Annotated in this window: 25 protein-coding genes and 1 tRNA gene; 12 read left to right on the forward strand and 14 right to left on the reverse strand. The window is 52.1% G+C overall.

From position 1 onward, the window contains the following. Positions 1 to 39: 39 nt before the first annotated feature. Positions 40 to 780 (reverse strand): nucleotidyltransferase family protein, encoded by a 741-nt coding sequence (locus tag JXR92_RS12255; RefSeq protein WP_009038540.1) that lies wholly within the window; start codon positions 778 to 780, stop codon positions 40 to 42. 25 nt (positions 781 to 805) lie between these two features. Further along, positions 806 to 2,236 (reverse strand): RapZ C-terminal domain-containing protein, encoded by a 1,431-nt coding sequence (locus JXR92_RS12260; protein ID WP_117599544.1) that lies wholly within the window; start codon positions 2,234 to 2,236, stop codon positions 806 to 808. A gap of 185 nt (positions 2,237 to 2,421) precedes the next feature. On the opposite strand from JXR92_RS12260, the gene JXR92_RS12265 reads away from it, so the two are divergent. Together JXR92_RS12265 and JXR92_RS12270 are read left to right on the forward strand one after the other, a co-directional pair. Continuing rightward, the gene (locus JXR92_RS12265) at positions 2,422 to 3,810 is read left to right on the forward strand and encodes a cobyrinate a,c-diamide synthase (RefSeq protein WP_138346193.1); all 1,389 of its coding nucleotides are present in this window, start codon (positions 2,422 to 2,424) and stop codon (positions 3,808 to 3,810) included. Between the two features lie 141 nt (positions 3,811 to 3,951). Continuing rightward, the gene (locus JXR92_RS12270; RefSeq protein WP_117964371.1) at positions 3,952 to 4,521 is read left to right on the forward strand and encodes a cob(I)yrinic acid a,c-diamide adenosyltransferase; all 570 of its coding nucleotides are present in this window, start codon (positions 3,952 to 3,954) and stop codon (positions 4,519 to 4,521) included. Positions 4,522 to 4,552: 31 nt separating this feature from the next. On the opposite strand, the gene pncB is transcribed toward JXR92_RS12270, so the two are convergent. After that, positions 4,553 to 5,737, reverse strand: coding sequence for a nicotinate phosphoribosyltransferase (gene pncB, locus JXR92_RS12275; RefSeq protein ID WP_138346195.1), 1,185 nt, complete (start codon positions 5,735 to 5,737; stop codon positions 4,553 to 4,555). Here pncB and JXR92_RS12280 point away from each other — a divergent pair. After that, entirely contained in the window at positions 5,736 to 5,918 is a 183-nt protein-coding gene (locus tag JXR92_RS12280) for a hypothetical protein (RefSeq protein WP_035457984.1), read from the forward strand. The two genes, pncB and JXR92_RS12280, sit on opposite strands and share 2 nt — an antisense overlap. Positions 5,919 to 5,971: 53 nt before the next feature. Here the strand turns inward: JXR92_RS12280 and JXR92_RS12285 are convergent, their stop codons facing one another. Genes JXR92_RS12285 through JXR92_RS12295 form a run of 3 tightly spaced genes read right to left on the reverse strand, consistent with a single transcriptional unit; the run spans position 5,972 to position 10,794 of the window. Further along, positions 5,972 to 8,362 carry an ABC transporter permease gene (locus JXR92_RS12285; RefSeq protein WP_138346196.1) on the reverse strand — a complete coding sequence of 797 codons (2,391 nt, stop codon included), beginning with the start codon at positions 8,360 to 8,362 and terminating at the stop codon, positions 5,972 to 5,974. Continuing rightward, positions 8,359 to 9,354: an HlyD family secretion protein gene (locus JXR92_RS12290; RefSeq protein ID WP_138346197.1), complete on the reverse strand. Its 996-nt coding sequence runs from the start codon at positions 9,352 to 9,354 to the stop codon at positions 8,359 to 8,361. The genes JXR92_RS12285 and JXR92_RS12290 overlap by 4 nt, the downstream gene beginning before the upstream one ends. 12 nt (positions 9,355 to 9,366) lie before the next feature. Continuing rightward, the gene (locus tag JXR92_RS12295; RefSeq protein WP_138346198.1) at positions 9,367 to 10,794 is read right to left on the reverse strand and encodes a TolC family protein; all 1,428 of its coding nucleotides are present in this window, start codon (positions 10,792 to 10,794) and stop codon (positions 9,367 to 9,369) included. Positions 10,795 to 10,971: 177 nt separating this feature from the next. On the opposite strand from JXR92_RS12295, the gene JXR92_RS12300 reads away from it, so the two are divergent. From JXR92_RS12300 to JXR92_RS12320, 5 genes are all read left to right on the forward strand, one after another. After that, positions 10,972 to 12,489 (forward strand): cobyric acid synthase, encoded by a 1,518-nt coding sequence (locus JXR92_RS12300; protein WP_171030465.1) that lies wholly within the window; start codon positions 10,972 to 10,974, stop codon positions 12,487 to 12,489. Continuing rightward, complete coding sequence (locus JXR92_RS12305) at positions 12,482 to 13,516, forward strand: threonine-phosphate decarboxylase (RefSeq protein ID WP_131226252.1); 1,035 nt, start codon at positions 12,482 to 12,484, stop codon at positions 13,514 to 13,516. Before JXR92_RS12300 ends, JXR92_RS12305 begins: the two co-directional genes overlap by 8 nt. 3 nt (positions 13,517 to 13,519) lie before the next feature. Beyond that, entirely contained in the window at positions 13,520 to 14,488 is a 969-nt protein-coding gene (gene cbiB, locus JXR92_RS12310) for an adenosylcobinamide-phosphate synthase CbiB (RefSeq protein WP_131226253.1), read from the forward strand. 108 nt (positions 14,489 to 14,596) lie between these two features. After that, a complete protein-coding gene (locus JXR92_RS12315) occupies positions 14,597 to 16,477 on the forward strand; it encodes a sensor histidine kinase (RefSeq protein WP_117589516.1) in 1,881 nt (626 codons plus the stop codon). Continuing rightward, complete coding sequence (locus JXR92_RS12320; protein ID WP_138346200.1) at positions 16,474 to 18,435, forward strand: sensor histidine kinase; 1,962 nt, start codon at positions 16,474 to 16,476, stop codon at positions 18,433 to 18,435. The genes JXR92_RS12315 and JXR92_RS12320 overlap by 4 nt, the downstream gene beginning before the upstream one ends. On the opposite strand, the gene cobC is transcribed toward JXR92_RS12320, so the two are convergent. The 4 genes from cobC to cobU are packed head-to-tail and all read right to left on the reverse strand — an operon-like array spanning position 18,416 to position 21,305. Continuing rightward, positions 18,416 to 18,955 carry an alpha-ribazole phosphatase gene (gene cobC / locus JXR92_RS12325; RefSeq protein ID WP_131226255.1) on the reverse strand — a complete coding sequence of 180 codons (540 nt, stop codon included), beginning with the start codon at positions 18,953 to 18,955 and terminating at the stop codon, positions 18,416 to 18,418. The two genes, JXR92_RS12320 and cobC, sit on opposite strands and share 20 nt — an antisense overlap. Positions 18,956 to 18,970: 15 nt before the next feature. After that, entirely contained in the window at positions 18,971 to 19,714 is a 744-nt protein-coding gene (locus tag JXR92_RS12330) for an adenosylcobinamide-GDP ribazoletransferase (protein WP_131226256.1), read from the reverse strand. 1 nt (position 19,715) lies between these two features. Continuing rightward, positions 19,716 to 20,753: a nicotinate-nucleotide--dimethylbenzimidazole phosphoribosyltransferase gene (gene cobT, locus JXR92_RS12335; protein WP_035448437.1), complete on the reverse strand. Its 1,038-nt coding sequence runs from the start codon at positions 20,751 to 20,753 to the stop codon at positions 19,716 to 19,718. Positions 20,754 to 20,783: 30 nt separating this feature from the next. Then, complete coding sequence (gene cobU / locus JXR92_RS12340; protein ID WP_061412622.1) at positions 20,784 to 21,305, reverse strand: bifunctional adenosylcobinamide kinase/adenosylcobinamide-phosphate guanylyltransferase; 522 nt, start codon at positions 21,303 to 21,305, stop codon at positions 20,784 to 20,786. A gap of 141 nt (positions 21,306 to 21,446) precedes the next feature. Here cobU and JXR92_RS12345 point away from each other — a divergent pair. Continuing rightward, positions 21,447 to 21,519: transfer RNA gene (locus JXR92_RS12345), tRNA-Gly, on the forward strand. A gap of 115 nt (positions 21,520 to 21,634) precedes the next feature. Beyond that, positions 21,635 to 23,128: a proline--tRNA ligase gene (proS, locus tag JXR92_RS12350; RefSeq protein ID WP_005829226.1), complete on the forward strand. Its 1,494-nt coding sequence runs from the start codon at positions 21,635 to 21,637 to the stop codon at positions 23,126 to 23,128. Between the two features lie 168 nt (positions 23,129 to 23,296). Here proS and JXR92_RS12355 read toward each other — a convergent pair whose 3' ends face one another. Together JXR92_RS12355 and JXR92_RS12360 are read right to left on the reverse strand one after the other, a co-directional pair. Then, positions 23,297 to 23,632, reverse strand: a complete 336-nt coding sequence (locus tag JXR92_RS12355; protein WP_005836958.1) for a type II toxin-antitoxin system RelE/ParE family toxin — start codon at positions 23,630 to 23,632, stop codon at positions 23,297 to 23,299. Continuing rightward, positions 23,623 to 23,856: a hypothetical protein gene (locus JXR92_RS12360; protein WP_005829224.1), complete on the reverse strand. Its 234-nt coding sequence runs from the start codon at positions 23,854 to 23,856 to the stop codon at positions 23,623 to 23,625. Before JXR92_RS12360 ends, JXR92_RS12355 begins: the two co-directional genes overlap by 10 nt. A gap of 176 nt (positions 23,857 to 24,032) precedes the next feature. Between JXR92_RS12360 and JXR92_RS12365 the strand changes: the two genes are divergently transcribed. After that, the gene (locus JXR92_RS12365; RefSeq protein ID WP_005829223.1) at positions 24,033 to 24,215 is read left to right on the forward strand and encodes a hypothetical protein; all 183 of its coding nucleotides are present in this window, start codon (positions 24,033 to 24,035) and stop codon (positions 24,213 to 24,215) included. Positions 24,216 to 24,444: 229 nt separating this feature from the next. After that, a complete protein-coding gene (locus tag JXR92_RS12370; protein WP_005836959.1) occupies positions 24,445 to 25,575 on the forward strand; it encodes a glycosyltransferase family protein in 1,131 nt (376 codons plus the stop codon). Here JXR92_RS12370 and JXR92_RS12375 read toward each other — a convergent pair. Together JXR92_RS12375 and JXR92_RS12380 are read right to left on the reverse strand one after the other, a co-directional pair. After that, positions 25,572 to 25,673 carry a smalltalk protein gene (locus JXR92_RS12375; RefSeq protein WP_005836960.1) on the reverse strand — a complete coding sequence of 34 codons (102 nt, stop codon included), beginning with the start codon at positions 25,671 to 25,673 and terminating at the stop codon, positions 25,572 to 25,574. The two genes, JXR92_RS12370 and JXR92_RS12375, sit on opposite strands and share 4 nt — an antisense overlap. Before the next feature lie 54 nt (positions 25,674 to 25,727). Next, positions 25,728 to 26,237 carry an HU family DNA-binding protein gene (locus JXR92_RS12380; protein ID WP_005829218.1) on the reverse strand — a complete coding sequence of 170 codons (510 nt, stop codon included), beginning with the start codon at positions 26,235 to 26,237 and terminating at the stop codon, positions 25,728 to 25,730. Positions 26,238 to 26,468: the final 231 nt, after the last annotated feature.

The following is a 26,468-nucleotide window of genomic DNA, read 5'->3' on the forward strand; positions in this document are numbered from 1 at the left end:
GGAGCTAACAAGTAATGTTAGGCTGCTTTACATTACTTGTTATTTTTGTTTGTAGTATTCCTCCGCTTGTGCCAGTGTCTCCGGTTTGCCGATGTCGAACCAGCGGAATCCTTGCAGCGGATAGCCTTGTATGTGCACCTTTGTGCAGGCGGACAAGTAGAAAGGAATGATGGAGAACTTGCCGTTCCACTGCCCATCGTCCATCAGGTGGAAGAGGGAGGGGGAGATGATGTGGATACCTCCGAAGGCGAGTTCCCGGTACTTCGTTTCCCGGTAGTCGAAGCCTGCCGGTTTCACCTCTCCGGTGGACTTGTTTATCCAGCCGTGCAGGTGGTAGTCGTCGTCAAAAAGGAGATAGCGGGAAGTCTTGCGCTCGCTCACAAGCAGGGTAGACTCCGCATCGCTCTCCAGATGGTGGCGGTAGAGACCTGCAAGGTCAATGTCCGTCAGAATATCCGCGTTGTGCACCAGGAAAGGTTCTTGTCCGTCCAGAAAGGGGCGTGCCTTTTTGATGCCTCCTCCGGTGTCGAGCAGCATGCCGCGTTCGTCGCTGATGTGAATCTCCGTGCCGAAGTTGTCGTGGGCACGGAGGAAGTCGATAATCTGCTCCCCGAAGTGGTGGATATTGACCGTTATCTCGTTGAATCCTGCTTCCTTCAACCGCAGTATCACCCGTTCCAGCATGGGCTTTCCTGCTACGGGAACGAGGGCCTTGGGCATGTTGTCCGTCAAGGGGCGCAACCGGGTGCCCAGGCCGGCGGCGAAAATCATGGCTTTCATATTGGCATATTCTCACATTAGCACATTAAACTTTGGCCTTAAACGTCTGTTCAATATTCTGTTCTCTATGTATCAGGTTCACTTGCACGCCGAACTTCTTGTGCAGATGTTCCGCCAGGTGTTGTGCCGAGTACACGGAGCGGTGCTGTCCGCCGGTGCAGCCGAAGCAGACAGACAGATTGGTGAAGCCGCGTTCCATGTAGCGCTTCACGGAAGCGTCGACAAGGGCGTAGGCATGCTCCAGGAATACGGCTATCTCGCCGTCGTCTTCCAGGAAGCGGATAACGGGTTCGTCCAGTCCCGTGAAGGGTTTGTAACGCTCGTACTTGCCGGGGTTGTTCACAGCGCGGCAGTCAAAGACGAAACCTCCTCCGTTGCCCGTGGAATCTTCGGGGATACCTTTTTTGTAGGCAAAGCTGGTGACTTTCACCACGAGGCGACGCTTTTGCAGGTCGTCTGTAAACTGTTTCAGCTCGGTGAGTTCGCGCAGAATCCGGCAGAGGTAGGGATATTCTGGATAAGGTTCTTGGAGCAGTTGGCGAAGGTTCTCGATGGCGAAGGGGACACTTTGTATGAAGTGGGGCTTCTTCTCGAAGTAACCGCGGAAACCATAGGCACCCAGCACCTGCATGGTGCGGAACAATACGAAGTGGCGAAGCTGGGCATAGAAATAAGCCTCGTCCACGGGCTGGTACTTGCGCAGGGCGTCGATGTATTCCTTCAGCAACTCTTTGCGCAGGCTGTCGGGATAGTTTGCTTTGGCTTGCCACAAGAAGGAGGCAACGTCGTAGTAGACCGGACCTTTGCGTCCGCCCTGGAAGTCGATGAGCCACGGCTCGTCGTCCTTTATCATGACGTTACGGCTCTGGAAGTCGCGGTACATGAAGGTGGCGGAGCTGCTACGGAGCAACACGTCTGCCATCTTCTGGAAGTCGTCCTCCAGCCGGTCTTCCTGAAAGTCCATCCCCGTAGCCTTGAGGAAGCAGTATTTAAAGTAGTTCAGGTCCCACAGAATGCTGCGGCTGTTGAACTCTGCCTGCGGGTAGCAGTAGGAGAAGTCCATGCCGTCGGCTCCGGCAAACTGCACGGCGGGCAGCAGACGGATGGTCTTGCGCAGTAACTGTTTCTCATCCTCGCCGAATACGCTGGTCTTGCGGCCTTTCTCGATGGCATTGAATAGGAGCGAGTCGCCCAGGTCTTCTTGCAGATAATAGATATCATCTTCGGAGCGGATGAACACTTGCGGTACGGGCAGTCCTTTCTGGCGGAAATGTTCTGCCATGTAGAGGAAGGCGCGGTTTTCCTCCACAGACTCTCCGCTGACGCCGATAAGTGTAGGACTTCCGATGAGGCGGAAGTAGCGGCGGTTGGAGCCGGAGGAGGGGAGTTCGTCAATCTGTTCCGGTTCGTGTCCGGTATGTGCGATGTAGAGTTTCTTAAGTTCTTCGGTTATCATGGTGGTATGTTTTATTTTCGCAGCTAAGATAAAACTTTTGTTGGAGATATGCTTATCTTTGCACGTTGAAAATGTGCTAATGTGCCAATATGCCAATGTGCCAATGACCTGCGGCATGGGGAAGTAGCGCAAGTATAGCGCAGCCGATTAGCACATTGGCACATTAAATCATTAACACATTAATTATGCGTTCCATCCCTCAGTTTCTCATAGCCGCCCCTACATCGGGCAGTGGAAAGACCACCGTCAGTCGTGGACTGATGGCATTGTTTGTGAAGAAAGGTCTGAAGGTGCAGCCTTTCAAATGCGGCCCCGATTATATAGATACCAAGTATCACGAGGTGGTATGCGGCCGTCTTTCCATCAATCTGGATACTTTCATGGCATCTCAGGAGCACGTAAGCAGTCTGTATGCACGCTATTCGGCGGATGCGGATGTTGCCGTGGTCGAGGGGATGATGGGGATGTACGACGGGTACGACCGCGACCGGGGCTCGTCGGCAGAAGTGGCTCGGCTCTTGGGTATTCCTGTGGTGCTGGTGGTTGATGCCAAGTCGGCTGCCTATTCCATGGCTCCTTTGTTGTCGGGGTTCATCAATTTTCGTCCGGATATACGTATTGCGGGAGTTATCTTCAATCGTGTCGGCTCGCTCCGTCACTATCGGATGTTACAGGAGGTCTGTGAAGACTTGAACGTGACTTGTCTGGGCTATCTGCCCAAGCAGAAGGAACTGGAGCAGGAGTCGCGCCATCTGGGGCTGGATTTCAGCCGTTCTAAGGAGACGGAGGGGCTGGACATGCTGGCAGGCTTGCTGGAGGAACATGTGGACTGGGAACTACTGCTCTCGACAACCGGGCGTCCATTGCCTACGGCGGCAGTGGAGGAGAAGCCGGTACTATCGGAGCCGGGGAAGCTACATATCTCGGTAGCGCGCAACGAAGAGTCCTTTTCCTTCCTCTATGCGGAGCATCTGGATATTCTGCGCCGTATGGGCACGGTCACTTTTTTCAATCCGGAGCAGGACCGGGCTATTCCGCAAGAGACGGATTTGCTCTATCTGCCCGGCGGCTATCCCGAGAACCGTCTGGAGGAACTTGCCGGGGCAAGGCTTGCCAGGGAGTCTATCCGCAGCTATATAGAGGCCGGTGGCAGGACGCTGGCGGAATGCGGGGGGATGATATATCTTTCGCAGTCCGTTCTTTCTGATGGGGATACGGACGGGGGAAGTGCCGGGAGCTGTGTAGGCAATATTGGAAATGAGATGGTAGGAGTATTGCCTTTCAGCATTACGAACGAGCGTAAACGCAGGAAACTGACATTGGGATACCGCCAGTTCAACTATAACGGATGGCGGCTTAAAGGACACGAATTCCATTATACGCAGTTTGCTGTGCCCGAGGCTGATGGAAAAGAAGGTGGTGCGTGCAGTCTTCCTCCCTCGATAGCGCAGGTCTACAATGCCAAAGGAGGGAAGGTAACCACTCCCGTCTTTCGCTATAAGAACTTGATAGCCAGTTATACGCATCTGTATTGGGGCGAGGTGGATGTGATGGCTTTGTTCGGTGAACTCTAAAATAGCGCATTGATATTTTATGTAATTTCGTTTGTGTTCTTGAAATAGTGGAGTATCTTTGTTTTCATTTAAATATATTATGAAACTGAATACTTATCGCTTGTCTTCTTTGGAAGACCCTACTGATTTATCAAATAGAGTATGAAAAGAGTCTATACCAAAACTGGAGACAAAGGAACAACGGGTATTCATGGTGGCACGCGCGTGCCGAAAGATGACATCCGTATCGAAGCAAACGGATGCCTTGATGAATTGAATGCCGTGATTGGTATCGTGCGCTCCATGCTGGCGGCAAAAGATGCCTGGCAGGAGTTGCTGCATGCTGTCCAGCGGGAACTGATGGTGGTGATGAGCCATGTGGCCACTCCCTCGGGAGTGGTGAACCCTAATCCGCTTTCTGCCGCAGAGCTCACGCTGCGCTGTGAGCAGGAGATGGATGCCATGACCGTCCTGCTGACGGACAACGGCTACTTCCTTTTGCCCGGTGGCACTCCCATATCAGCCCAACTGCAGTTTGCCCGTACCGTGGCCCGCCGTGCCGAACGCCGTTTGTGGACACTCCATCGCCAAGACCCTGTGAACGAGGATATCCTGCGCTTTATCAACCGCCTTTCGGACTTGTTCTTCGTCATGGCCCGCATGGAGATGCAGCGGCAGGACTGGCCGGAGGAGAAATGGCAGGAGTTTGCCTACAAAAGGAAAAGACAGTAAGCGCTTATCGCTAACTGCCGGGAAGCTGTTTTCAGCATAGGGGGTCTATTTGCTGTCCGAGCCTTAAATCATACAGACATGCCCGTACTTCCGCTTCGCTGCCGATATGCTTTCCTGCATCGTCGGACAGCTTCACGCATTCGCGCCATTCCTGGTTGACGTTCATCTTGCATTGCGTCAGTTTCATTACGATGTTGGAGGGCTTGAATCCGGTATCATTCGTCAGATTGGTGCCGATGCCGAAGGAGCAGCGGATTTTGCCCCTGCAATGCTCCTGGATGTCGAGTGCCTTGCCAAAGTCGAGCGCATTGCTGAAGACGATGGTTTTAGTGGTAGGGTCGATGCCCAGTTCGCGGTAGCGGGCAACGAGCTTGTCGGTGAAATCGAATTCATCACCGGAGTCGCAGCGTACACCGTCGAATAGTTTGGCCTGCTTGCGGCTCAGGTTACTTAGGAAAATGCCGGAGGTATAGGTATCGGACAGTGCGATGCCCAAGTCGCCGTCGTATACGTTCACCCAGTTTTCCAAGGCCATGTAGTTGGCGTGTTTGTAGCCGAACTGTGCGCCGTGGAACATGAACCATTCATGCGGATGCGTCCCCATAGGCTTCATGCCGTATTTCATGGCGAAGTGGCAGTTGGAAGTCCCGGTACAGTATTCGGCGGTTTCCTTCAGACGGCCTATGACTTTGTCCTGCACTTCGAACGAGAAGCGTCTCCGGGTGCCGAACTCCGAAAAATACAGCTGGCGCCGGTTGGAGAGTGCCACCTTTTCGGAAAGTTTGCAGAGTATGCCGTCCATGTCGGCCACGTTTCCCAAAGAACGGTTCTTTATTTCGGATACGATGGCAAGCAGAGGGACTTCGTAAAGGGTGGCCTTGTACAGATAGTCCGTGATTTCAATGTTCAGGTGCCGGTCCTCGTCCAGATGGATGCTTACCTTCTCCGGCTGGAAGCGGAAGGAGGAGAGCCACTCCCAATAGACCCTCGGCAGGAAGCGGCAGTGGCGGGTCATGTACTCCAGCTCTTCGGCAGTGAGTACGGTTTGTGTCAGGCTGTCCACCGCCTCTTGCAGTTCCTTCAGAAACGTGTCCGTATAGGCGGTGTCGTCTCTGTCCTTAAAACTGAAAGTACCCATGGCATAGGGAAACAATTTGATGTAGGCATACGAGGTGGTGAATTTGTAAAGGTCTGTATCGAGTATGGTATGAATCATGGCAGAATATTCTTTGGTTTACGATTTTGGGGATGAAGATAGTGAAAATTTCTTATTTGACCAGCCTCTATCTGTTAACAACGGCATATTCCTATTAAACCATGTTATAAATAAGGCTGTTATGGGCGGAAATTTTGGAGAATTCGGAGAAGTCCGTATATTTGCAATGTGTTTTTCATAGTATTAGATTTAAGGTTAACAAAAGATTGGCTGTCTGGGATAGATAGCCTTTTTTTATGCCTTCACTTTTCCTTCTCCGTAGAGGTGGCGTGTAGTGCAGAGCGCCAAAGTTCCATAGACCAATACTTGTATCCACATCGTCAGCATCTGCGGCCATACGTCGGCCAGCGTTCCACCCATTGAATTCAGTTTTACAAAAGCAAGTACGGCAGGACCTGCCGGAAACAGATAGTGGGCTGCCTGCCAATACCACGGCATCAGCTCCAGCGGATAGGACACGCCCGAAAGGAAGATATAGCCCACAGAGAAGAAGGCTATCATCAGCAACGGCGCTTCGGAGTCTGTAAACCAGCGGGAGACGGCCAGAGCAAGGAAACTCGTGCCCAGCAGGAAGGGTATCATCATTGTGACGATGTCTCCTCCGCTGCCGATGTGTGGGATGCTGAACAGGTGCGGCAACAGTCCCAGCAGGAATAGGGAAAACACCACGTAGAGCATGAAGTATACGAAGGTCCTGCCTCCGACAATCCGTAATGTATCCTTCAATGAGTCGGCACGCATCAGCCGTATTCCTTTTCTTCGGGCTTCCGCTTCCTCGCCCGTCAGCATGGCAATCACCATCAGCATCGTCTGGAAGATGATGACAATTAGGACGGCGGGAATCAGATAGGAACCGTAGCCCTCTGTATAGTTGTAGAGCGCCGTGCCGGACACGCTGACGGGAGCGGACGAAGCCACTGCCAGCAGTCCTTGCGGAGGTAGGAATACGGTGCCCTCCATGCGGTGGGCATCGTTCACGGCAAGCATGACGCGCGCACTGGATTCTTGCAGTCCTTTGAAGTTGAGGAAAGCGTCCGTGGCGGCATAGAGTACGAAGACCGAAGTCTCGCCCCGTGCCACACGTGCCTCGAAGTCGGCAGGCAGGTAAAGGATGCCTGCCACGTCGCCCTGCTTCATCCATTGGCGGGCTTCGAGGATGTTGGGTGTCTGGCCGTAGACGGCGGTCTGGGGAGTGGCGTCGAGCAGCCGGATGTATTCACGGCTGAGGGCGGAGTGGGAGAGGTCTACCACTGCGACGGGAGCCTTGCGCACCAGGTTGGGGGCGTACATGTAGTTGTAGAGCAGTCCGTAGAGGAAGATACCGCCTGCCAGCACGAGCAGGATGGCGGGATTGGTGGCGATGGCATGCCACTCGTGTCGGATGACGGAAGCTGTTGACAATGAGGTAGGCGGGCAAGGTGAGAGGGAGGCGGAGATTGCTTCTTCCCTTATCTCTTTTTTTATCCACCATTTCAGCAATGGCAGTATCAGCAGTGCTGCCAATAGGAAGATGAAGAGTGTAGCTACCGACTGCCAGAAGTAGGCAAACCCTGCATCGAAGTAAATCATGGCTTGCGCCGCCTCCGTGAAGTGCCGCACGGGGAAGAGGTAGGAGGCGGCATGCACGGGCGCATACATGGCTGTGACGGGAAATGTGACCCCGGACAAGGTAGCTCCCAACGACCCCACCATGGATACTACACTGATGATATAGGCAATCTTGGGAAAGACAGAATAGATAAAGACCGCCAATGCCTGGGTAGCGATGATGAAGAGCACGGTCACTGCATTCATCAGCCACAGACTGCCAGCGAAGGGGATATGTAGCGGGCCGAACAGTACATAGTTTGCCAGGATACCAATGGACGAGAAGATGAGGGTATAGGGCAGCAGTTTCCCTGCTACGGCAGTGAGGATATTGCCTCGTGCCATCTCCAGCCATTCGCCGGCGCTGCCGAATTTCAGTTCGCTGCCTATGGAGTAGACGGTGGTGAGCAGGATGAGTATCTGGAACAGTACGAAAAAGAAAGGCTGGCTCAGGTAGATGGAGTAGTCCATGTCCGGGTTGTAGAGGGGATGGGTACTGGCTTCTACGGGGAGCAGGAAGGTCTGTATCTGTTCTCCGCTTACTCCCAGTGCTTCGGCCTGCATCACGATGGGGGAGAGTGCAACGGGAGCAAGCGTATTCTCGAACGCCGCCATCAGCTCGCTGCCTACCGAGAGGAGGGCATAGTGGTAATAATAGGTGAGCGTTGCGTCAGTTCCCGTCACCGCCTTCTGTTCGAAGCGGGGCGGGATGACGAGGTAGCCGTATATGTCCTTCCGTTGCAATGCCCGGCGGGCGTCGGCTTCGTCGGTGAAGTGCTCCGTCACACGGAAGGTGGGGGCGGCAGAGATGCGCCGGGAGATATTGCGCGAAGTGGCAGTGTTGTCCAGGTCGACGATACCCACGGGAATGTTCTCCATCTGTCCGTTTCCGAAGATGGTGGCCATGAAGAACAGACAGAACAAAGGCAGCACGACGCAGACGCCGAGGTATAGACGGCGGGAGGTCATGCGGTGCCATTCGCGACGGATAACCATGCGGAGCGCTTTCATTGCGTAGCCAAATTCTTTATCTTTCATTTTTTATTCTTCATTTTTAAGAGTACGGACATCCCCGGTCTCAATCCCTCTACCTGCTGTGTGGGACGTGCGTGTATCTCGAACGTCTGCATGTCATAGCTGCCCGTCTGTTTGGTGGATTTCCAGGTGGCGAAGCTGCCCAGCGGACTGATGTAGTAGATGCGGAATTCAATGTCCTTGCCGTCGATGGCGGGGACATCGGCACGGAAAGTGCCTCCCATCTTGAACTGAGGCATCAGGTCCTCGCGGATATTCAGTACCACGTGTGCATCGTCCATCACGACGAGGCTCATGATGGGAGTGCCGGGAGCCACCAGTTCTCCGCGTTTGGGGAAGATGGTAGCTATCTGGCCGTCTTCGGGAGCAGTCAGGCGGGAGTCGACGAGGAGGGAGGAGACTTCATCGACGGTGCTTCGCGCCGCTTCCACCAGGCTGCGGGCCGAGGCGCGGTCCTCGCTCTGCGCTCCGTCTACGGCCATCTGGTATTGCTCGTAGGCGGCACGTTCGGCGGCTTGGGCAGCTTTGTATATGGCCTCCACCTCGTCACGCCGCTGGGAGGTGACGACACTGTCCTTATAAAGCGTTACAATGCGCTGGTAAGTGGTCTTGGCGAGGGCAAGGTCGCTCTGCGTCTTGTTCCAGAGTTGCCGGGCAGTGGCCACAATCTGGCGGCGGGTACCGGCGTCTATCTTCTTGTTCTGCTCCTGGGCCACCTGCTTCAGGGCATTCACCTGGCGGTATTTGGCTTCGATGGTGGGGCTGTTGATGACGACAAGCGTATCGCCTGCCTTCACCCAGTCTCCCTCTTGTACGAGGAAGGAGTCCACACGTCCGGGCAGCTTCCCGCTGATACGTATTTCCGTTGCTTCCACTTGTCCTTGCAGGACTAGGGGCTGCCGGCTCATGAGTAATATGCCGGCAAGCGAAATGATGACCGTTGCGGCCAGGATAATGACGAATGCAATGCTGATGCTTTTATTATTGATTTTCATAAAGGGTAGGTTTTAATAAGTTGTCTCGAAATATTTCTCGAACCGTTCCGGCGTTCCGCAGATAGCCAGCAGGTTCATCAGTGCCACATCATATTCGTAGTAGGCTGCCAGACGCGCCACGCGGACGGTTGCCAGCATCGTTTCCGCATCTACGACCTCGGTACTGGTTGCCATGCCTTCGGCAAAGGATTTCTTGCGGATTCGCACCAGCTCTTCGCTCAGCTCGATGGTGGTATTCAAGGCGCGTACGTTGTCTTGTGCCTTTTGCAGTTGGGTGTAGAGCTTGTCGATGCCTACGCTCAGGTCTTCTTTGGCTTTTTCTTGTCCCAAGGCGAGGGTTTGCTGGGCTATCTTCGACTGGCGGATGCGCTTCTCACGCGCCAGTCCGTCGAACAGGTTCCAGGTGAAGCCCACACCTACGATGGTGCGGGGGACAAGATTGCTTTGTATGCCGTGGGCATAGAGGGTCTGCTTGCCGAATACGGCGATGTCCGGCAGGTAGCCGCTCTGGTCGATGCGGAGCTGCTGGCGGGCAATCTGTGACTGCAGTTGCAGTTGGTTCACGGTGTAGTTCTCCACCCGCATGGCTTGCAGGAACTCCTCTTTAGCGGGCAGTTGGTCGTTGATGAAAAGCTCCGAAGTAGGATGGATGCTGCATGTGTCTTGCAGGTTGAGCAGGGTGCGCAGGGCACTTTGTACGACGGAGGCCTCCTTCCGGGCAGCCTCCAGTGAACGGGCAGCTTCATCCATATTCACTTGGGCAAAGAGCCGGCCTGCCTTGTCTATCATGCCGGCAGCTTCCAGTTTAAGGGCATTCTGGTAATGGCGTTGCAGGCTGTTGTAGGTCTCCTGCCGCACGCGTACTACCTCTTGCGCAAGTTTCAGCCCGAAGTAGCTTTCTGCCAGCAGGGTGCGTTGCGTGGCATCGGTCTGTCCCCGGTTTTCGCGGGCAATGTCTATCATGGTGTTGCCTATCTTCGAGGCCCGGATGCGCTTGCCGCCGGAGAATACGACCCATTCGGCGGTCAGGCCGACGGAAGTCAGGTTGCGTGGAGCCAGTGGAAAAGCGAGGGTATGGGAGCCTATCTGGTCGAGTATGCTGCTGATGAATTGGTCGTCCGGCACGATGTTGTGCACAAAGTCTTTTGCCGGGTCGGTGAACTGGGAAAGGGGCTGTTTTACCTCTATCTTTTCGGAAAGATGCACGAACGTACCGGCACCTTGCAGGGAGGGGTACCAGAGGGCATTCAGTTTGTCACGTTCCGCACGGGCGGCTTCAATTCCCTTGTCGGCTATTTTTAGGCTGCGGTTGCTGTTTTGCATCTGCCTTAGGGCATCACCGAAGCTAAGGGGAAGGGAGGTTTGTGCGGCCACTCCACCGATGGCAAGCAGCACGCAGGCAGCAGCCGGAAAAAATCTCCGGCATAATAGATTATTCATAAGTTCGTTCGGTTTAGGGGTTCTTGTTTCTCTAAACAAGAGGAGGTGGGAATTGTTCAGTAGTCATCTTTTTGAATAGAACGTTACAAATATAACGAATAGTTTCCGAAGATATGGCTTATGAATGGGAGAGATATTCGGATTTGCACTATCTTTGCATTCGCTAAAATGGAATTTATGGAGAAACTTCATCCGATTATGTTTGCCGGGACGGGCAGTGATGTGGGAAAGAGCATCATTGCTGCTGCCTTCTGCCGCATCTTCAAGCAGGACGGCTATCAGCCCGCACCGTTCAAGGCACAGAATATGGCGCTCAATTCATTCGCCACTCCCGAAGGGCTGGAGATAGGCCGTGCCCAGGCTGTGCAGGCGGAAGCCGCCGGAGTGCCTTGCCACACGGACATGAATCCGCTGCTGCTGAAACCGCAGTCGGACCACACCTCGCAGGTTGTCCTCAACGGGCGTCCTATCGGCAACCGCAATGCTTATGAGTATTTCCGCAAGGAAGGACGCGACGAGCTGCGCCGGGAGGTTTGTGCTGCCTACGACCGCCTTGCCGCCCGCTATAATCCCGTCGTGCTGGAAGGCGCGGGAAGCATCTCCGAAATCAATCTGCGGGATACCGACCTTGTCAATCTGCCGATGGCCCTGCATGCCGGAGCCGATGTAATTCTTGTGGGCGACATTGACCGTGGCGGTGTGTTTGCCAGTGTCTATGGTTCGCTGATGTTGCTTCGTCCCCATGAGCGGGAACGCATTAAAGGAATTCTTATCAACAAGTTCCGGGGGGATATACGTCTCTTCGAGTCGGGCATTACGATGCTGGAGGAGCTTTGCGGCATTCCCGTTGTCGGGGTAGTACCTTACTACCGTGATATCTACATTGAAGAAGAAGACTCCGTGGCGCTTGCCGCAAAGTCTGTCCGTGCCGAGAAGGGAAAGGTGAACATCGCCGTCATTCTGCTGCGCCACCTCAGTAACTTCACCGATTTTAATGTCCTGGAACGTGACCCACGCGTACATCTCTTCTATACTAACAATGTGGATGAGCTGGCAAAGGCCGACGTCATCCTGCTGCCCGGCTCCAAGAGCACACTTGATGACCTTTACGAATTGCGCCGTAACGGTGTGGCGGCTGCCATCACCCGTGCCCACCGTGAAGGTGCCACCGTGATGGGCATCTGCGGTGGCTATCAAATGATGGGGCAGGAGGTGCTCGACCCTGAGCATGTGGAAGGAGACATCGAACGCCTGCCCGGACTGGGACTGTTGCCCATCAGTACCCGCATGTCGGGAGAGAAGGTGACCCGCCAGGTGAAGTTTGGTCTGTGCAATCCCCATTCTCCATCTTCCACTCTCCGTTCTCCATTCATGCAGGGCTATGAAATCCATATGGGAGTGACCACCCCCGTGGAAGGCGCCCCCGATTCTCCCCTAAATCTTTTGGAGAACGGCTCTACCGACGGTTACTACGTGGACTCCACCTGCATGGGGACCTATATTCATGGCATTCTCGACAATCCGGAATTCATAGATTTCCTGCTTGCGCCTTTTGCAGACAAACTGTCCGGGAATGCCGGCGCTTTCGATTACCATACATTCAAAGAAGAACAATACGATAGGCTTGCCGAGCACGTGCGCCGCCACGTCAACCTGCCGCTTATCTACCAAATATTGACAAAGAACCATGATTGAAGGACACGGAGACGATTCCTATAAATACAGCCGTCCCATTACGGCAAACTTCAGCTCGAACGTTTACAACAGGGTAGACCTCTCTGCCTTGAAGGCGCATCTGTGTGCCCGGATTGACGGCATCGGCAACTATCCCGAACCGGAGCCTTACACGCTTGAGGCCTGCCTTGCCCGCTGCCACCGTCTTCCTGCCGAGGCAGTGTGCGTGACGAACGGAGCTACCGAAGCCATTTATCTCACCGCGCAGACTTTCCGCGGGACAAACACCGCCATTGTGCAGCCCACTTTCAGTGAATATGCCGATGCCTGCCGCATGCACGGCCATCGGGTCACTTCCCTCTATCGGCTTCCTGCGGAGAGCGAGGGGTATCGCTTGCCGGAAGAGGTGCGCATGCTGTGGCTGTGCAATCCCAACAACCCTACTGGAACGGTCGTGGAGAAGGAATATCTGGCAACACTTATCAGTCATAATCCGCAGGTATGTTTCGTCATCGACCAGTCTTACGAGTTTTTCACCTTGCGTCCGCTTTTCTCTGCTGCCGAGGCGGCGGAATTTCCCAACGTTCTGCTGCTGCACTCCATGACCAAGCGTTATGCCGTTCCCGGTCTGCGACTGGGATATGTCACCGGCGCCCCCCACCTGCTGCACCGCTTGCGTACCAACCGTATGCCCTGGTCGGTCAATCAGCTTGCCATTGAGGCGGGACTCCATCTGTTGGAACATGATGTTCCCAATCCGCTGGATGTGGCGTCTTACTTGCAAGAGGCTGCCCGCCTGCGCAGTGCGCTCGAGGCATTGGGAGGACTGGAGGTATGGGCCACCGAAACCCATTTCATGCTGGTGTGCCTCCGTATGGGCAAGGCTTCCGCCTTGAAAGACTATCTGGCCGGGGAGCATGGCATCTTGATTCGGGACGCCTCCAACTTTGACGGGCTGAATGAGCACTTCTTCCGCATAGCCGCCCAGAGCCGGGAGGAGAATGACAGGCTTGTAAAAGCAATAGGACAATGGCTTGAGGAGGAATAACCGATGGAAGAAGATGTACTTATACTTTTGGGTGTCGCCTTCAACTTGAACCTGCCGCTTCTCACAGCCTGGCTGCTCGACCACTGGCTGGGCGACCCGGCGTGGCTACCCCATCCGGTGGTGGCTTTCGGCAAAGCCATTTCTTTCTGTGAGCACCGGTTGAACCGGGGCGATTTGCGTTTTCTGAAAGGTGCGTTTGTGGCGGTGTCTCTTGTCTTGGGGGTATACGTCATTACGCTTTTGTTGCTCCGCTTGGCGGCACTCTTTTCTCCGGGCATGCTTCTAACGCTGCAAATATTGCTGATATTCTATTGCTTGGCGGGCACTACGCTGGTTCGCGAGGTGCGTATGGTGTTCAAGGCGGTGGACCGTTCCTTGGAGGAAGGGAGGATGCAAGTGGCACGTATCGTAGGGCGTGATACGTCTGCACTCTCGGCGCAGGAGGTGAGAACCGCGGCATTGGAGACTTTGGCAGAGAATTTGAGTGACGGGGTAGTTGCCCCCTTGTTCTGGTATCTGCTGTTGGGAGTTCCGGGCATGCTTGCCTATAAGATGGTGAACACGCTGGATTCCATGGTCGGCTACAAGAATGAACGCTATCGTCGGTTCGGCTGTTTTGCTGCCCGTTTGGATGATGTTGCCAATTATATTCCCGCCCGTCTGACAGCCTTTCTGATGGTACTGGTTTCCGGTCGCCTTTCCTTGTTTGCTTTTGTGGGCAGATATGGCAGCCAGCATGCCAGTCCCAATTCCGGTTATCCGGAAGCCGCCCTTGCCGGTATTCTGGACTGCCGTTTCGGAGGTCCGCACAACTATTTCGGCGAGGAGGTATGGAAACCTTATATCGGTTCTAATGAACGGCCTCTGAAGACAGAAGATATGCGTGTGGCTGTCCGCATCAACCGGCGTGTGGAGTGGTGGATGGTGGTTGCCGTAATAGTGACATCGACCTTGGCTTCCTTTTGTTTTTAAAATGTTGTTATTTTAACTGATTCTTTGTCCGTTCCAAAAAGATATAATATCTTTGCAAGACCGCGTTGCATTAAAAATGTAACTTTTAAAGCAGACAAAGTCTTATAAATGAGGATAAAGCAACTATATATATTCCTTTTCTTTATTTGGTTCGGGAGCACAATAATTGCATCGGCAACAGATAAAGCGGATTCTTGGACTAAAGAAAAGGAAAGTATAGTCCATGAGGTCATCTCCACTTTTCACAACAGCCTCGGTTTCGACTATCTGACCCGGGAGGAGTGTGACTCGCTGAATGCCGACGGCCTTTTGTCCCAATTGGATGAATCCCAGCGCTATTACACCTATTTCGAACTGGAAAGAATACTTATAAAATCCTCCCTTTTCCGTGGAGAAATCCGTATGGCCATTGCCCAGAGCGACCAGATGTACTCCAAAGCCCGCGCGCTTGCCTACCCCTTCGGCAATGCCCTGGCGCTGAATGCCATGGGAGAGGTGTACAGCTATACCGGCAGGCTTCGGGAAGCCGGTGCCGCTTACGAAGAGTCTTTGAGACTGCTGGATGGGATGGACGGGGAGGATGTGCATATCCGCATGCTACTGGTGGAACTGATAGATTATAACCTGCGCATACGGAATGTAAACGGTGCCTCGCGTTATCTTGCACGTCTGAACCTCTATCCGGAAGACCGGCTTTCTCCGCTGGAGCTGGCCATGCGTCACATCTCCAATGCTTCCTGCCAATTATTCAAGGGTGACTTGAAAGCTGCCAGCCATTGTCTGGTACAGATAGGCCAGCTTGAAGCGCAACTGATTCCGGAGATACGGCAATACCTTCTGATTATAGATGCCCGTTATCTGGTGGCCACCGGAGAGCATGAGGCAGCCTTGACCGCCTACAATGATTTCCTTCAAACCGAATATGCCCGGATAAACCATAACATCTACAAGGAAGCTCTGCTCGAAAAGGCGGATTTACTGGTGAAGATGGGGAACAAGGAAGAAGCCTACGGACAGTACGGCAAGGTCTTTTCGTATATCAAGACTTCGTTCGAGAAGAACTATCCCAAGGAGATAGACCGGCTCTGTACCCGTTTCCAGGCCGACCAACTGGCCTACCAGAACGAACGCGACCGCATTGTATCCATGCGTTTCTATCTGGCAGGCATCATTGTGTCCGTACTGTTTCTGATATTCCTCCTGGTGCTGGGCTGGAAGAAGATATTCCGTTTGAAGCGTTCCCAGATGCGGCAGGAGGCGATGAAGGAGAAAGCGGTGCAAGCCATACAACGGAAGAATATGTTTCTTTCGAACATGAGCCATGAGGTACGTACGCCGCTGAATGCCATTGTCGGATTCTCGGCGGTACTGACGGATGAGGACGAGTCATTCGATGACGAATCGCGCCGGGAATTCTCCGAAATTATCAAGGTGAATTCCTTTCAGTTGCTGAAACTTATCAATGACATTCTGGATTTCTCGGATTTCGAGAATGACAATATAACCTTCAACATCCGCACGCATGATGCCGTGAAGTTGTGTAATGAGGTCGTGGAGACCGTGATGGCCTCGCGCAAGCTGGAGGTTGAAATGCGTTTTGACACGGATTTGTCCGTCCTGATGCTGGATACGGACGATGCGCGCCTCCGCCAGGTCTTGATAAACCTGCTGGTGAATGCCGCCAAGTTTACGGAACAAGGCTCCATCGTGCTGGAACTGAAGATGGCTGATGCCGGTACGGCACTTTTCTCCGTGACGGATACCGGATGCGGCATTCCACCGGAAAAGCAGCACTTGATTTTTGAACGCTTTGAAAAGCTGAATGATTTTGTGCAGGGAAGCGGACTGGGCCTTTCCATCTGCCAACTGATTGTGAAATATATGAACGGCAAGCTGTGGGTGGACAGTGGGTACACCCGTGGCGCGCGTTTCTGTTTTACGCATCCTTTGAAGTATAATCCCGCATTACACGGAGGAACGGCGCAATGAAACGAATACTGATTCTCATCCATGTTTTGTTTTGCGGATATATCTGTCCGCTGCTGGCAGAAGACACGGGGGCTGTCCGGTATCAGGACAGCATCCTGAAGGTTGCCGATACCCTGCCGGCCACCCTTGTCCGGCTGACGTATCTCCGTGACATGGCCTACAAGCACCAGTATGCTCCCTATAACATGACTTTTTCCACCCGTCTGTACGAGGAGGCGCGGCGGCAGAAGAACGCTTTCTATGAGAATATGGGCGCTTACTATCTGGCGGCATGTTATGACAAGAAACACGACCCGGACAGTCTGTCGTATTGGGTGGATGTGCTGAAGGATTTTGTCTCCCAGGTAGGCACTTACGATTATTATCTGGAGCAGAAGGCTGCCATCAGCCGCGCCCTGGCTTCCAAGAGACAGATAGAGAAAGCGGTGTATGTGGCTAAGGAGACGTTGGAGGAATCAAAACTCCGCCATAGCAATAACGGGATGATAGCGGCGTATAACAGTCTGGGGTGTGCCTACGGAGTGTCCAGCCGCCCGAATGAGGCACTGGACGCTTTCTTGGAGGCTTACCGGAATTTCTCTCCCCAGACAAAGACCAGCCTGAAAGTGGATATACTGTCGCGTATTGCCCAGGTATACGGCAATGGCGGTAAAGACAGCCTGAAGCTGCCCTATTTGCATGAAATGGACATGACGTTGCAGACGGTTATTTCCAAAGAACCCGAGACAAGGAAGAACTGGAGCAATTTCGAGATTGACTGCGAAGTGAAGTATATCCTGCACTACATGAACCGGAAGAACTTTACAGTGGCGCACGAGCATATCGAGAAAGTAAAGAAACTGCTTGAACCGCATGTAGATCCCGTCTTCTGGCTGAATGTCCAGTTGATACAGCTTCAATATTATGCCAAGACCGATGAGTATGACAAAAGCATCGCATTGATAGACGAGGTGACCCCTACGGTACTGAACAACTACGTTTCCACCTTTGCCACTTTGATAAACTACAAGGCGAGTACGCAATATGACAAGGGGGACATTGACGGGGCCATCGAGCCCCGGCGCTACCTCATACGCAAGCAGGATTCGCTGAACAATGCCTTCTCGGCCAACCAGTTGAAGCAGGTGAAGGAGATTTACCACATTGACGAGCTGTTGTTGGAGAAGCAGAAGATTCAGGACATGAATTACCGTATAGGATTTATATTCCTGGGCGTCTGCCTGCTGCTGATGCTGCTTTTCTACTTGTATACGCGCTATGTCTCCGGAAAGATTGCTGTCGTAGAGAAGAAGACGGCTGAAGCCGCTTTGCAGGCAGAGACGGACAACATCGCGAAGGAACGTCTGAAATCGGAAATCAGCCATGATATACGTACTCCGCTGAATGTGGTGGTGGGCTTTGCCGAATTGCTGACCGGAAAGGAGGAGCTGGATAAGGAGACTAAGAGGGAATACGGGCAGATGATTCAGACCAATGCGGAAAGTCTGCTGAATTATGTCAACAGCATTCTGGAGTTGTCCCGCCTGGAGTCCGGCAAGATTCAGTATGAGGACGAGGAGTGTGACATTATTCAGTTGTGCAGTGAGGTGCTGGATAAAGTGAACAGCCGTGAGGAGAGCGCTGTGTCTGTCAGCCTGCAGACCGACCTCAAGGAACAGTTTGCGAGGACAGACCGGAGATGGTTCGATACATTGCTTGTCAGCATGCTGACTCCGTCAGAGAATGATACTGCCCGTTATGAGGCGATTATCCGCATCAGACGGGACCGCACTAGGTCGGCCCTCTATTTCGATGTGGTCAACGCCCCGTTTGCAAAGGTACATTTTGAGAATAAAACGAGCTTGATTCGCCATGAAATCAATGCCCATTTTATTCATTATTTTGGAGGTATCTACAAGGTGCAAACCGAAGCGGAGGAAGGCCCTACTATTTCGTTCACTATTCCTTGTCGAGATTGATGCGGACGATGCCGCCGTAGGGCGTCAATGCGTCGAAGGCTTCTTCGGCTTTGAGGATTCCGGCATAGAGTTGCGCGCAGATGAGTACGCCGCCATGTGCGAAGATGGCAACGCGTGTATAGGGCTTCTTCCTCAACTCGTCCAGAAACTGGCCGACACGTCGGTATTGCATGGCAAAGGACTCTCCACCGGTAGCTGCCACGTTCATGTAGTCGGCATACCATTCCTGCAAGCGTGGGTCTTCATTCTGCTCGAACGGCTTCATCTCCCAGTCACCAAAATTGATTTCCATAATCCGTTTGTCCCGTTCTGCATCGGGATAGCCGCAATAGGTGGCGAGGCGCACGCAACGGGTCAGGGGACTGGTGTAGACGTGGTCGAACGGAAGGTATGCCTTCAGGTTTTCTGCTGTCACGGCGGCTTCCGCTTCAAACGTGGGTTTTAGGGGAACATCGGTCTGTCCGTAGCATACGCCCGGAGGGACATCTACCGAAGTGTGTCGAATGAATATTACTTCCATCTTTAATTTTTAGTTTTAATTTATAATTAGGATAAGGCTTCCCAAATAGAAGGACAGTTCGCATAGCAGGAAAGTGGCCCCGCAGCAGTCACCCGTATATCCTTGCAGGCGCCGCTTCATCAATCGGTAGAGCAGGAAGAAGGTGAGCAGTGGGAAGAGGGTGGCAATCCACAGCTTTATAGGCAGCAGCAGTACGAAAGGAAGCAGACCGCAAAGAAATCCGGCCAGTAACTCGTACCAGCTCATGCGGTTGTAGACGGTCTTGCTTTTGCTGTCTTCCTCTTTCCGGGCATAGGGCAGATAGTTGACAATCTGGGAGGCACAGAACTTGGACCAGCAGTCACCGCAGAGCACAAGGATGCAGAGAAGTCCCAGTGGCAGGTGATGAAGTTGGAGCAACAGCAGGAAATAGCATATCAATCCGATGACACCGTAGCTTCCGATGTGGGAATCCTTCATGATGGCAAGAGTCCGTTCTCGGGTGGTACCGCCACCGAAACCGTCGAAAAAGTCTGCCAGTCCGTCTTCGTGCAGGCATCCGGTGACAATTAGGCGTGCGATGAGGGCAAGAATCCATGCCAATGACACCGGCATAATCTGTCCGGCAAGCCACAGCACTGCCGCCATCACGCCTCCCGTCAGCCAGCCTACAAGCGGCCAATAGGGAACCACATGCTTGAAACACTCTGCCGGTACTTCCTTGATTTTCCAGAAGGGCAGTCGGGTGAGCATTATGAATGCAGCCAAGACATTGTTCATATTAAAAGTATTTAGTGATGGAGGCATGTGCAAAGTTATCCATTTCATTGAGCATCCGCACGGCCGAGTCGACAATGGGATATGCACAGATGGCCCCCGTTCCTTCTCCCAAACGCAGTCCCAGGTTCAGCAGCGGACGGGCATGCAGGGCGTCGAGTACCAGTTTGTGGCCCGACTCGTCTCCGCAGTGTCCGAAGATGGCGTAATCCGTCACTTCCGGATAGAGCCTGGCGGCGGCAAGCAGGCAGTTGGTCATGATGAATCCGTCTACAAGGATAATCATCCTCAGCTCGGCAGCTTGCAGCATGGCGCCTATGGCCATCACCATTTCCAGTCCGCCAAAGTAGCGGATGATGTCTCGGGGAGAGCCGTCGCCCTTGTAGTTCTCCATAGACTGCTTCAACACTTCGTATTTGTGGCGGATGCCCGCGCTGTCGAGTCCGCTGCCTGCGCCGACACATTGTTCCAGAGGAATACCGGTGAAGCAGGTCATCCACAGGGAGGATGAAGAGGTGTTTCCGATACCCATTTCACCGAAGCTGAGGACATTACTGCCTTCTTCATGGCATTGGCGCACCACCTCGGCACCCCGTTCCAGGCACATCTCCATTTCCTCTTCCGTCATGGCTGCCTCGTGCAGATAACTCCGGGTGCTTTTGCGCACTTTCATATTGATGATGCCTTTCTCGTAGGGGAGGTCGTAGTCTACTCCTGCATCTACAATCTTCAGGGTAAAGCCGTGCTGCCGGCAGAGGAAATTGACACCTGCCCCTCCATGAAGGAAGTTGCTGATTTGCTGCCAGGTGATTTCCTTTGGAGACAGACTGACACCTTCTTCTACAATGCCGTGGTCGGCGGCGAAGATAATGTTTTGCGGATGTTTCAAGGCGGGGGATAATGTCTGTTGTATGAGTCCGATTTGGAGTGCCAGTTCTTCTAAAATGCCCAATGAGCCTTTGGGTTTGGTCAGGTTGTTGATTTTGTCAATCAATGCAGGACGGATTGACTCGTCCGGGCGGGTGATATGAAATGTTTTCATCAGTCTGTTGAATTTTAATTGTCTGTTGTTTTATGAATGAGTGTTTTTTACGGTAAGTGGGATGCCGGATACCATCAGTATCACTTCGTCGGTACGGGCGGCTACATATTGGTTCATCCAGCCTTGCATGTCCGTGAACTTTCGTTGCAGTTCGTTCTCGGAAGTTCCTCCCATACCTATTTCATTGGTTACAAAGATGAAGGTTGCGTCTTGTGCCGTGAAGCGGTCGAACTCCGCCTTTACTGCGGCAAGTGCCCGGTCGGTATCTGAATGCAGGTCGAAGAAAAAGTTGGTACACCATAAGGTGATGCAGTCTATCAGGACGACCCGCCCCTCCAGCCGGTGGCGGCTGAGTTCTTTCTCCTCTTCGATGTTTGTCCATTCCGGTCCCCGGCGTTCCTGATGCCGGATTACCCTCTGGCGGAATTCTTCGTCCCAGATGCGTGCCGTGGCAAGATAAACGGGAGTGGGAGAGAGCTCGAGTGCCAGCTTTTCCGCATAGGTGCTTTTGCCGGAACGTGCTCCTCCGGTGATGAGTATGATTCGTTTCATTGGTATTTAGTCTGTATTTTGAAAGAATATCTTTGTTTTCCCGAGCAAAAATAAGAAATATTTGACGAAACGTTTGTTTTTTTAGGAAGTAATTTATTAACTTTGCCACCGTTTTTAAGGCATGACCTTGGAAATGTTTATGCGGCAGTAGCTCAGTTGGTAGAGCATCAGCTTCCCAAGCTGAGGGTCACGAGTTCGAGTCTCGCTTGCCGCTCCTCCATTTAGAGTTAGGCAGTTGCATCACAGCGGCTGCCTTTTTTTAAATATCGAGGAAAATGTTCGGGTCAAGCCATTTTAAACGTAGGAAAAACTTTAAAAAACGAAATAGAATGGCAGTAGAATTGAAAGACCTTACCAAACGTAGTGAGAATTATTCTCAGTGGTACAACGAGTTGGTGGTAAAAGCCGATTTGGCAGAACAATCGGCAGTACGCGGCTGTATGGTAATCAAGCCCTACGGATACGCTATCTGGGAGAAGATGCAACGTCAGTTGGACGATATGTTCAAGGAAACGGGACACGTCAACGCTTATTTCCCCTTGCTTATTCCGAAATCATTCCTCAGCCGTGAAGCGGAACATGTGGAAGGCTTTGCCAAAGAGTGTGCCGTCGTGACGCACTATCGTTTGAAGAACGACCCGAATGGCGGCGGTGTGGTGGTGGACCCTGCTGCAAAACTGGAAGAAGAGCTGATTATCCGCCCTACTTCCGAAACCATCATCTGGAACACCTACAAGAACTGGATCAATTCATACCGCGACCTGCCTATCTTGTGCAACCAGTGGGCAAACGTGTTCCGTTGGGAAATGCGTACCCGTCTGTTCCTCCGTACCGCCGAATTCCTCTGGCAGGAAGGACACACGGCACATGCCACCCGCGAGGAAGCCGAAGAAGAAGCGGTAAAGATGCTGAATGTATATGCCGAGTTTGCCGAAAAATACATGGCGGTGCCCGTGGTAAAGGGCGTGAAGTCTGCCAACGAGCGTTTTGCAGGTGCCCTCAACACCTACACCATCGAAGCGATGATGCAGGACGGAAAGGCTTTGCAGAGCGGTACTTCCCACTTCTTGGGACAGAACTTCGCCAAGGCGTTCGATGTGCAGTTCGTCAATAAGGAGAACAAGCTGGAGTATGTTTGGGCTACTTCCTGGGGTGTTTCCACCCGTCTGATGGGAGCGCTTATCATGACGCATTCCGATGACAACGGTCTGGTACTTCCTCCGCACCTGGCTCCGATACAAGTAGTTATCGTTCCTATCTACAAGAATGCGGAGATGTTGGCTAAGATTGACGAGAAAGTGGCAGGCATTGTTGCCAAGCTGAAGTCAATGGGTATTTCCGTGAAGTACGACAATGCCGACAACAAACGTCCGGGCTTCAAGTTTGCCGACTATGAGGTGAAGGGTGTTCCCGTTCGTCTGGTGATGGGTGGCCGCGACTTGGAGAACAATACAATGGAAATCATGCGTCGCGATACACTGGAGAAGGAGACGCGTTCCTGCGAGGGTATCGAAGAGTACGTGAAGGATTTGCTCGAGGACATTCAGGCAAATGTCTACAAGAAAGCGCTTGATTACCGTAACAGCCGCATCACCAGCGTGGACAGCTACGAGGAATTCAAGGAAAAGATTGAAGAAGGCGGCTTCATTCTGGCTCATTGGGACGGGACTACCGAAACCGAAGAGAAAATCAAGGAAGAGACCAAAGCAACCATCCGTTGTATTCCTTTCGATTCATTTGTTCCGGGTGACAAGGAACCGGGCAAGTGTATGGTTACCGGCAAGCCTTCTGCCTGCCGCGTGATTTTTGCACGTTCCTATTAATAATACCCACCCCGGATTACGCGGATTAACACAGATGATTTTAGGAGTTCTGATAATCAGAAACTTTTATCTGTGTCAATCCGCGTAATCCGGGGTGATTGTATATCTTGATACGTCCTCTCGGTTTTAAATTTATAGAGTTATCTCTCATCATGAATTGATGAACAGCTATTTATATTGCTTCAGAAATTCTGAGATTGTTTTGCGTACAGTTTCCGGAGATTGTTTTGAATGAAGCATTGCTGCAATGACAATCCTATTCTCATCAATCAAATAATATATCACGTTAGGGGAAAGTTTTAAATGACGGACAGTAATGTTGTTAAATAGAGTAGAAAAATCACTGTCTATAATTCCTATATACGGATGTTTTGCTAAAAGATTTACTTTGTCTTGTATCTTTTGACGTGTTTTCTGTGCCGTCAACATGCCAAAATTATTCTCTACATAAATAAGTATCTCTAAAAAGTGCTCATAAGCCAACTTAGACCAGACTATTTCCATCCCATGCGTTCATTTATCATACTCTCTATTTGGGAGTTTGATATACAGTGTCCTGCTTTATTCTCTTCTAAGGCAAATAGAAGGGCTTCAGCCAAAGCATCTCGGGGAATACTGTTGATAAAGTCGTCCATCGGTATGGCTGATTGATGATAAGTTGCCATCATCGGTTCTTGTGCCGTTTGTTTGGAAGAGTCCTGCTCTTTATATGGTTTAATTTTACCCATTGCTTTTATTTTTAATCAAAGGTAAACTGAATAAATGAAAACTCCTAATATTCAATCCATTTATTTTCCACTGCATCAAAGCCAACCAATCTACATACTTTTGTAACCTCCTTCACATCTTCTCGTAACAACTTTCCCTCATTTTTGCAGCGTAAAAAAAGAAAGGAGGCCCGAATATGAAACTGAACAGAAATGACTATACCGTAGAGGCGGCAGCCGGCGGTGGTTTTTACGCTTATTTTATGAATAATGTGTTGTGCAGCGCCTACGGTGAAACGCCTGACGAAGCCTGCGAAAACCTGGAACAGATTGTTGACGATTTTGTCAGTGATATGTATATGGTCGAGGAATTTGTCTGATGCTCCGGCATCATATGCCGACCGAATTATCCTTTTTACGTATTTATTCCATAAATTCTCTTGAAGTCATGTCTGCGCGATGCCGGTGTGACTTTTGTCATTTATAACCGAATTGTCACATTCTTCACATTCTGCCGTAACACGGAGGTGCGATATTTGCATCAACTAAATGCAACGTCATGTGCTGCATGTGTTTCAACATTAATTTGTAAATCATCAAGTCGTCCCAATGAAAGTCCTTTTTATCGTTCAAGGAGAAGGCCGCGGGCATCTGACCCAAGCCATAACAATGGAAGAGCTGCTGCGCCGCAACGGTCACGAGGTAGTGGAAGTGTTGGTGGGCAAAAGCAATTCGCGCTGTCTGCCCGGTTTCTTCAATCGCAGCATCCAAGCTCCGGTGAAACGTTTTCTCAGTCCCAATTTCCTGCCTACGCCTGCCAACAAGCGGGCAAGTCTTGCGCGTAGTGTGGCCTATAATCTCACCCGTCTGCCCGTCTATCTGAAAAGCATGCACTATATACACCGCCGCATCGAGGAGAGTGGTGCCGAACTGGTCATCAACTTCTACGAACTGCTCACGGGGATGACCTATCTCTTCTTCCGTCCTTCCGTTCCTCAAATAAGCGTCGGGCACCAGTACCTGTTCCTGCACCGCGATTTCGAGTTTCCCGGTAAGAACGGCTTCCATCTGTGGCTGCTCCGCCTTTTCACCCGCCTCACGTGCATAGGTGCCCGCGAAAAGCTCGCCCTTTCCTTCCGCGAGATGGAGGATGACGAAGAAGCGTATGTCCGCGTGGTTCCGCCATTGCTGCGGAGGGAGGTGCTGTCGTGCGAAGGTACGGAAGGGGATTATCTCCACGGATACATGGTAAACTCCGGTTTTGGCGAGAATATCCTCCACTGGCACAGTGCCCATCCGGAAATACCCCTCCACTTCTTCTGGGACAAGCAGGACGAAGCCGAGGTGTGCCGTGTGGACGACACCTTGAGTTTCCATCAGCTCGATGACGTCAAGTTCCTGCGCTACATGGCAGGCTGCAAGGCCTATGCCACCACTGCCGGCTTCGAGTCGGTCTGCGAGGCGATGTATCTGGGCAAGCCTTTGCTGATGGTTCCGGCGCATATCGAGCAGGACTGTAACGCCTACGATGCATTCCGTAGCGGTGCCGGTGTCATCTCCGAGGAGTTTGATTTGGAACGTCTGCTGGACTTCTCGGAGCATTTCCACCCGAACATGGCTTTCCGCTATTGGGTGCGTAGCTGCGACTGGCGTATCCTGCGCTGTATAGAGAGGGAAGAGAAAGAGGAAACCTTTTTCGGGGTTTCCTCTTCCTGCCGTCCTTTCTTTCCGGCGACTTAAATGTTCACGTTCATCGCATTGGCTCCCAATGCCCCTAAGATGGCGGAGGCTACTGCAATTACGACTTTCAGAATTTTATCCCAGATACTTTTTTTCATGCTATATACGTTTTAAAAGTTGAACATACGAATCGGTAGTAAAATCAGTCATACTTATCCCAACGGATTTTCGCCCTGGTCTCCGTCCGAACCGCCTCCGTCTCCCGAGCCGGAACCGCCGCCGGAGCTTCCTCCTTCACCGTCTCCCTTGTTCACCAATGCTTCCAGGTCGTAGAAGTCAATCTTCTGCCCGGCACGCGTGGCGGCGATGTCCGGTCTTACGGTGCTGGAAGGCCGGAAATTGATTTTCACCGCCTTGATGTTCTTGGCGGTGCACTCCTTTACATCCAGTACGCCTGCCGTACGCGCCGACAGGCTGAATACGCCGAAGTTCTTGATATTCACTGACTGGCCGCTGTAGAGGGTTGTTATCATAGCCTCCACAAAATTGGTCAATACACTCTGGATGTCTCCCAGTGTCAGCGAACTCTTCTCCTTCATCACGTACGCAATGTCGTCCAGCGTCGCATTGTCGCCCAGTGTCACCAGCTGCGGGTAGAACTTTGCCACCGCATCTGCCTTTCGAGGATCTTTCCTCGCAATTTTCTTGAATGGTACTCCCATAAACAATTAAATAATTAAAAATTAACAATTAGAAATTAAAGTCCCGTATTGCAATACTTTGCTCTTTCTCCTTTAGGGGGGAAGAGGGGTGCTGCAAAAGTACTCCTCCGGCTTTTTCTGCTCATGGTTTTCTTCGGGTTACGCCGTCTCTTTCCCGTTTCCTTTCTGTTCAGGAAAAGTTCTTCGTCCGATGCCCGTTTATGTCTGCATATGCTTGGTCATATCACTGAT

The organism is Bacteroides parvus (genome assembly GCF_017309675.2).
GTDB lineage: Bacteria > Bacteroidota > Bacteroidia > Bacteroidales > Bacteroidaceae > Bacteroides > Bacteroides uniformis.